We start from the raw sequence: 7,464 nt of genomic DNA, 5'->3' as shown, positions 1-7,464 counted from the left end.
AGGCTGCGTTGCAGGCCTTGGAAAGGGAACAACCATTCCCAGCGGCCTGCGCCTTGCCTGGCCCGCTTTAAGGCAACAACGCGACGGGAAAACTAATTGAGAACGCCCCCTAGCATCCCGAAAAACCGGAGGGGGCCATGCGACAGATCATCAGCAAGGAACCATGGTGGGCCAGACCGCCCGAGCCCGGCCAGGATGAACTCAAGCTGGAATGGGGCTGGCTGGTGCATTACAGCGAAGGCGAGCCGCGCTTCGAGTTCATCCGCGAGCGGCCGACGGACGACGAGATCCGCCAGCGCAAGAGTTGCAGGATCACCCCGACGCCGGAGTGATCCCGCGGCCGGCGTCAGACTTTGAGGAGCACTTCAAACCCGCCATACACGAGGCGCTGACCGTCAAACGGCATCGGATTGACGTTTGGCTGCATGCGCGGGTCCTGCATCATCTTGTCCATCCCGGCATTGCGGGTGGCCTTGTCCGGCCAGATGATCCAGCCAAAAGCCACGGTTTCGCCGTCCTTGAGTTTCACCGCCATCGGGAACGAGGTGACCTTGCCTTGCGGCACGTCTTCGCCCCAGCATTCGACCACGCTCAAGGCACCGTTTTCCTTGAAGATCGAGGCGGCGATTTCGGCGTGTTTGATGTATTGCTCACGGTTGGCGGTGGGTACGGCAGCGATAAAACCATCGACGTAAGACATGCGTTTTTCTCCTTCGGTCATGGGGTGTGCTGCTGGGTAGTCGATTGCGCTGGCGTCCGATCGACAGTGCCGGTGCTCAAACCGACCGGCGGTGCAGTGCGTTCCGCCAGGCTGCCTTCGATCTGCGCCGCCATGTAAAGCGTGCAGGCCATGACGCCGCTGGTCGGGCTCTGCACCAGTTTGGTCCAGGCCTTGTCGAAGGTATTGCCCAGGCTACGGCGAATCAGCGCCTCGCTATCGGGCCGGTCAAAGGCCTGGATGAATGCGCGAATGCCAGCCACCCCTAGCGTGATCAAGCCACCGGCCAGTTTCCCGGTCGCTGCGGCCACGGCGCTGGCGGCCCCGCGCGGGGCCATTTCGGCTTCCATCCGCCGGCTGGCGCGCCTGGCCACCGGCGCCATCGCGGTGTCGGTCGAGCCCACCCCCTTGTCGCCACCGGCCTTATGGACTTTGTCGATCAGCGCGGCGAAGGCCGGCAAGGAGTTCAGCGGTTCGGTGTGCACGACCTGGTACAACGAGGCGTCCCTCGTCGGCGGAGGCCCAAGGGCGATGGCCGGGACTTTCTGGATGCGCCCGTTGAGCTGGGCCATCGGCACGCCGTGGCGGTTGGAGATTTTCTGCAGTTCTTCCTTGAGGATGTCGACATAGAACGCCGCTGCCAGGCCGAGAATCGCATCGGGATCGATTTCCACGGCCGCCGGGGCCAGGACCTTATCCTGATAGGCTTCAAGCAGGTACGCCGCCAGGCGTTTTTCCACGGCGTCCTGCTCACCCTTGGCGCTGATGGTGTACCAGCTGACCTTCATCGACAGCCATTCCTGGGTCCAGTAACTGCTGAACCACGGAATGAAATTCTGTTCGGTCAATTCATAGACCCGTGTGCGCCAGTAATCCATGGCGCCGCGGGCGTAGATTTTGCTCTGCTCGGTGGCCGCCTGCGACGCGATGACGATCTCCCGGTCCACTTGTTGCCAGGTGCTGGCAGGAACGATTACCGGTGCCACTTCCACCGGCGCGCGCACAGATGTGGCACACCCCGCCAACACCACCAGCACGGCAATGATCAGCGAACGCAGGTTCAAGATGGCGGCTTCCTGAAGTTGGCACCGGGCGAAATGCCCGACACGCAAAACTTTCGGTTTAAGTATAGGTGGCGATGTCCCGGAGCCCGCGAAAGGGCCCGCATCAACAGCGAAAAAACCGCCATCACTTGCATCGATAATCACCATCGCCGCGATTGCCTTCCGTTTGATGGCCGTCAGCGTAGGATCGATCCCAAGCCAACACGAAACCCCGAATCGGAGGGGGACATCATGCTGATCCATCTGCTGACCTGCCTGGCTCTGACGGCTTTCACATTGTGCGTATTTTCCTGGTACGTCCTGAGCGAGGAGCAAACATCATGATTCACACCGTCACCCTCGCCGTGCGTTTTCCGGTGTTCGGCAACAATTTCTACGCGCAGAAATTCGAGTCGCGTAAAGAGTTGACTCTGCTGTTCGACGAGAAGTTCGAGGCATTGCTGATCCCGGCAGCCGATCATCACTTCAGCAACGAAGTGGTCGGATTCAATGATCAGTTCCGTTTTTTGAATGACGTGCTGGTCGAGCATCTGCTGGATATCGAGCTGGTAAAAGGCTCGACCCGTTCGTTCGGGTTCTGACAGCGACCGCCGGTCGCCTGGGCTCACAACGTTCGCTGGCTATTGCCAATCCCCTTGGCAATATCGATCCCCCAATCCATCGCCGCTTCCATGTCCAGCATGTGCGGCCGTGGGTCGTGGTTTTCATCGATGGCCGAGCCGTCCGGCCGATAGACACCGATGAACATGCCCAACGAACCGTCCTTCAATATCTCGGCCTTGACCTTGATGTTGCATCCGTTCGATAGCGTTTCCTTGTGTTCCATATGGCGCTCGGTCATGACTGCATTGCTCCCCTGACTGAATTCAAACCCTACTGGCCATGCTAGCTCAGCCCTCCGAAATGCGCCGATTGGCAGGACCGGAGGCTTGCCCTGACAGCGGCGCAATGCCACCTATACTGAAGTCCACCTCCCCCCCAGGGGATCTGCACGTCCAACAATAAAAAGCAGAGGTGGAACATGGTCTGGCAGCAAGTCTACGATCCGTTCGGTAACCCGGTGCTTTCAACGCTCATGGCGGCTGTGCCGGTGGTGGTGATGCTGGCGTCCCTCGCGTTTTTCCATGTCAAGGCACACCTGGCGGCGTTGCTCGCCCTGACCTCGGCCTTGCTGATCGCGATCTTCGCCTTCGGCATGCCGGCGAACATGGCGGGGTCGGCTGCGCTGTTCGGTGCAGCCAACGGTCTGCTGCCGATTGGCTGGATTGTGTTGAACATCATCTTCCTGCACCGCCTGACCACCGAGAACGGTTCGTTCAAAGTGTTGCAAGACTCCCTGGCGCGCATCACCGATGACCGACGCCTGCAATTGCTCCTGATCGCTTTCTGCTTCGGTGCGTTTTTCGAAGGCGCGGCCGGTTTCGGTACGCCGGTGGCGGTGACCGGGGCGATTCTGATCGGGCTGGGCTTTTCGCCGCTTGCCGCTTCGGGGCTGGCGCTGATCGCCAACACTGCCCCCGTGGCGTTCGGTGCCCTCGGCACGCCGATCATCACCCTGGCCAAGGTCACCGGGCTGGATGAAATGGAGCTGTCGATGATGGTCGGCCGACAGTTGCCCTTTTTCTCGGTGCTGGTGCCGTTCTGGCTGATCTGGGCCTTTGCCGGCTGGCGCAAGWTGCTGGAAATCTGGCCGGCGATCCTGGTGGCCGGKGTCAGTTTTGCCGTGCCGCAGTTCCTGGTTTCCAACTATCACGGGCCGATGCTGGTGGATGTGATCGCCGCGCTGATTTCCATGGCCTGCCTGACCGGCTTTCTCAGGGTGTGGAAACCGGCCACCGTGCACACCTCCGCGGCGCTGTCCGGCCGGGTCGACAATTCGAAGATCGACGCCGAGCACGACGAGAAACCCGTACCCACTGCAACCTTCGCCAACGAAGCGAAGCCGGCAGTGATGCGCGCGTGGATGCCGTGGATCATCCTGACGATCTTCGTATTCATCTGGGGCACCCAGGGCTTCAAGAACACCTTCGACACCCGCCCTGCCATCGACCCGCAAACCAGTGCTGCCAAGCTCGATCCTCAAGGTAAACCGCTGCGCGAGGCGAACCCGCTGTTTGCGCCGGTCGTGACCTTCACCACCCTGCACTTGCAGGTCGAGAAAGTCCCGCCAGTGGTACCCGCGCCGAAAACCGAAGAGGCGGTGTACAAGTTCACCTGGTTCACCGCCACCGGCAGCGGCATTCTGCTGGCGGCGATTGTCGGCGGTTTGCTGATGGGTTACTCGATCCCGCAACTGATTCGCCAGTACCTGCGCACCCTGTGGGTGGTGCGTTACTCGCTGATCACCATTGCGGCGATGCTCGCGCTGGGCTTCCTCACGCGCTACTCGGGCCTGGATGCGACCATGGGCCTGGCCTTCGCCGCGACGGGCATCTTCTATCCGATGTTCGGTACCTTGCTCGGCTGGCTCGGCGTGGCGTTGACCGGTTCGGACACGGCGTCCAACGTACTGTTCGGCGGCTTGCAACGGGTGACGTCCGAGCAGTTGGGCATCAGCCCGGTGTTGATGGCCGCCGCCAACAGTTCCGGTGGGGTCATGGGCAAGATGGTCGACGCCCAGTCGATCGTGGTTGCCTCCACGGCCACCCGCTGGTACGGCCATGAAGGAGAAATCCTGCGCTACGTGTTCTTCCACTCGATTGTGCTGGCGATCCTGGTTGGCGGGCTGGTGTCGTTGCAGGCCTACGTCGCGCCGTTCAGCCATATGGTGGTGGGTGGGCACTGAATCGAATACACGCGTAATCCTGCTCAAACCTGATCACTGTGGGAGCGAGCTTGCTCCCACAGTGGACGGTGGTACGTCGAGCAGACAACGATCTCATGGACAGCGGAGCCTGACGGGCCAATGATGAAAGTCAGTGGCCTCCAGCGGGAGTCATGAATCGATGAACATTCTCTACGATGAGCGCGTTGACGGCGCCTTGCCCGACGTCGACAGACAGGCGCTGTTGCACGCCCTGAAAACCCGGTTGCCGAATCTGGAAATCCTGCATCAGCAGGAGGAACTCAGGCCCTACGAATGCGACGGACTGTCGGCCTATCGCACCACGCCGATGCTGGTGGTGTTGCCCCGATATATCGACGAAGTGCAAGGGGTGCTGCGCGTCTGCCATGAGCTGCACGTCCCCGTGGTGGCCCGTGGCGCGGGCACCGGTTTGTCCGGCGGGGCGCTGCCCCTGGAGAAAGGCGTGCTGCTGGTGATGGTGCGCTTCAACAACATCCTGAGCATCGACCCCGCCGCCCGTACCGCACGGGTTCAGCCCGGTGTGCGCAATCTGGCGATTTCCCAGGCGGCGGCACCGTTCGGCCTGTATTACGCGCCGGATCCGTCCTCGCAGATCGCTTGCTCCATCGGCGGTAACGTCGCGGAAAATGCCGGTGGCGTGCATTGCCTGAAGTACGGCCTGACGGTCCACAACGTGCTCAAGGTCGACATCCTTACCGTCGATGGCGAGCATTTGAGCCTGGGCTCCAATGCCCTCGACTCTCCCGGTTTCGACCTGCTGGCGCTGTTCACTGGCTCCGAAGGCCTGCTCGGGGTGATCACCGAAGTCACGGTCAAACTGCTGCCCAAACCGCAGACCGCCAAAGTGCTGCTGGCTGCGTTCGATTCCGTGGAAAAAGCCGGGCGCGCAGTCGGCGACATCATCGCCGCCGGCATCATCCCCGGTGGCCTGGAAATGATGGACAACCTGGCCATCCGCGCCGCCGAGGACTTCATCCACGCCGGTTATCCGGTGGACGCCCAGGCCATTCTGCTGTGCGAACTCGATGGCGTTGAAGCCGATGTCTGCGATGACTGCGACCGGGTGCGCCAGGTGCTGCAACAGGCCGGCGCCATCGAGTTGCGCCAGGCGAAAGACGAAGCCGAGCGCGTGCGTTTCTGGGCCGGGCGCAAGAATGCCTTCCCGGCGGTGGGCCGCCTCTCCCCGGACTACTACTGCATGGACGGCACCATCCCCCGTCGCGAACTGCCCGGCGTACTGCACGCCATCGCCGAACTCTCGAACGAATACGGCCTGCGGGTGGCCAACGTGTTCCATGCCGGCGACGGCAACATGCATCCGTTGATTCTGTTCGACGCCAATCAACCCGGTGAACTCGATCGCGCCGAAGCCCTGGGCGGCAGGATTCTGGAGTTGTGCGTGAAAGTCGGCGGCAGCATCACCGGTGAACACGGCGTGGGCCGCGAGAAGATCAACCAGATGTGCGCACAGTTCAACAGCGATGAACTGACCCTGTTCCATGCCATCAAGGCCGCCTTCGACCCGAGCGGCCTGCTCAACCCCGGCAAGAACATCCCGACCCTGCACCGCTGCGCCGAATTCGGTGCCATGCACATACATGGCGGTCAATTGCCCTTCCCTGAGCTGGAGCGTTTCTGATGCGCAGCCCTGAAGATTTCGATGACAGCCAGTCACTGCTGGAACAGGTCAATCAGGCGCTGGAAAACGCCACGCCGTTGCGCATCCAGGGTTCCAACAGCAAAGCCTTTCTCGGCCGCACCACGGCCGGGGAAATTCTCGACACCCGCTCGCACCGGGGCATCGTCAGTTACGACCCGACTGAACTGGTGATCACCGCCCGTTGCGGCACACCGTTGTCGCAACTGACGCAGGTGCTGGACGCCGCGCAACAGATGCTGCCCTGCGAACCGCCGGCCTTTGGCGACGGCGCCACCGTCGGCGGCATGATCGCCTGCGGGCTGTCCGGGCCACGACGCCCGTGGGTCGGTTCGGTGCGGGACTTCATTCTTGGCACGCGGGTGATCACAGGGCAAGGCAAGCTGTTGCGCTTCGGTGGCGAAGTGATGAAAAACGTCGCCGGCTACGACCTGTCACGCCTGATGGCCGGCAGTTATGGCTGCCTCGGGCTGATCTCCGAAGTTTCCCTCAAAGTGCTGCCCAAACCCCGGCAAGCCTTAAGCATCAGCCTGGAAATGGACCCTGAACGCGCCTTGCTGCGTCTGGCGGAATGGGGCCAGCAGCCGTTGCCGATCAGCGCGGCTTGTCACGACGGCTCACGCCTGCACCTGCGGCTTGAGGGCGGTGAAGGTTCGGTGGCAGCGGCCCACGAGCGCCTCGGAGGCGAACGGCTGGAGGCTTGCTGGTGGGACGATCTCAATGAACAGCGCTTGAGTTTCTTCGATGAAGACCAACCGCTTTGGCGCCTGTCCTTGCCGAACAACACGCCGCTCCTGTCGCTGCCGGGGCGTCAGTTGATCGACTGGGGGGGCGCCCAGCGCTGGCTGAAATCCGATGCCGAAGCAGCGTACATCCGCCAGGTCGTCGACGAGGTCGGCGGCCATGTCACCTGCTTCAGCCACGGCCTGACCGACAGCCCCTTCCATCCACTGCCCCCGGCGCTGATGCGTTATCACCGCAACCTCAAACAACAACTCGATCCACGGGGCATCTTCAACCCCGGACGCCTGTACGCGGAGCTTTGAACCATGCAGACGACCTTGAGTGAAAGCGCCAGYCATCTGCCCCGCGCCGCAGAAGCCGAAAGCATCCTGCGCACCTGCGTGCACTGCGGGTTCTGCAATGCCACGTGCCCGACCTATCAATTGCTCGGCGATGAACTGGACGGTCCACGGGGCCGTATCTACCTGATCAAGCA

At 61.9% G+C, this 7,464-nt stretch carries 8 protein-coding genes and 1 pseudogene; 6 read left to right on the top strand and 3 right to left on the bottom strand.

What is annotated here, in order from left to right:
- Positions 1-137 precede the first annotated feature (137 nt).
- Positions 138-332, top strand: coding sequence for a hypothetical protein (locus tag AC1DVH_RS23685; protein ID WP_056727280.1), 195 nt, complete (start codon positions 138-140; stop codon positions 330-332).
- Between the two features lie 14 nt (positions 333-346).
- Here the strand turns inward: AC1DVH_RS23685 and AC1DVH_RS23680 are convergent, their stop codons facing one another.
- Both AC1DVH_RS23680 and AC1DVH_RS23675 read right to left on the bottom strand, forming a co-directional pair.
- Entirely contained in the window at positions 347-700 is a 354-nt protein-coding gene (locus tag AC1DVH_RS23680) for a DUF1428 domain-containing protein (protein WP_477755866.1), read from the bottom strand.
- A gap of 17 nt (positions 701-717) precedes the next feature.
- Positions 718-1,782: a hypothetical protein gene (locus AC1DVH_RS23675; protein WP_477755865.1), complete on the bottom strand. Its 1,065-nt coding sequence runs from the start codon at positions 1,780-1,782 to the stop codon at positions 718-720.
- Positions 1,783-2,102: 320 nt separating this feature from the next.
- Here AC1DVH_RS23675 and AC1DVH_RS23670 point away from each other — a divergent pair, with 320 nt between their 5' ends.
- Complete coding sequence (locus tag AC1DVH_RS23670) at positions 2,103-2,363, top strand: hypothetical protein (protein ID WP_477755864.1); 261 nt, start codon at positions 2,103-2,105, stop codon at positions 2,361-2,363.
- A gap of 23 nt (positions 2,364-2,386) precedes the next feature.
- On the opposite strand, the gene AC1DVH_RS23665 is transcribed toward AC1DVH_RS23670, so the two are convergent.
- Entirely contained in the window at positions 2,387-2,623 is a 237-nt protein-coding gene (locus AC1DVH_RS23665; protein ID WP_090456183.1) for a hypothetical protein, read from the bottom strand.
- 180 nt (positions 2,624-2,803) lie between these two features.
- On the opposite strand from AC1DVH_RS23665, the gene AC1DVH_RS23660 reads away from it, so the two are divergent.
- From AC1DVH_RS23660 to glcF, 4 genes and pseudogenes are all read left to right on the top strand, one after another.
- Positions 2,804-4,567, top strand: a complete 1,764-nt coding sequence (locus AC1DVH_RS23660) for an L-lactate permease (protein WP_477755863.1) — start codon at positions 2,804-2,806, stop codon at positions 4,565-4,567.
- A 160-nt stretch (positions 4,568-4,727) separates the two neighbouring features.
- A complete protein-coding gene (gene glcD, locus AC1DVH_RS23655; RefSeq protein ID WP_477755862.1) occupies positions 4,728-6,227 on the top strand; it encodes a glycolate oxidase subunit GlcD in 1,500 nt (499 codons plus the stop codon).
- The gene (gene glcE / locus AC1DVH_RS23650; RefSeq protein ID WP_477755861.1) at positions 6,227-7,291 is read left to right on the top strand and encodes a glycolate oxidase subunit GlcE; all 1,065 of its coding nucleotides are present in this window, start codon (positions 6,227-6,229) and stop codon (positions 7,289-7,291) included. Before glcD ends, glcE begins: the two co-directional genes overlap by 1 nt.
- Positions 7,292-7,294: 3 nt before the next feature.
- Positions 7,295-7,464 (top strand): annotated as a pseudogene (gene glcF / locus AC1DVH_RS23645) (glycolate oxidase subunit GlcF); the annotation flags it as partial.

The sequence above is a fragment of the Pseudomonas sp. P4_C3 genome, from assembly GCF_056402075.1.
Note: the sequence above shows the minus strand (reverse complement) of the source record. Positions and strands in the feature narration are given on the sequence as shown.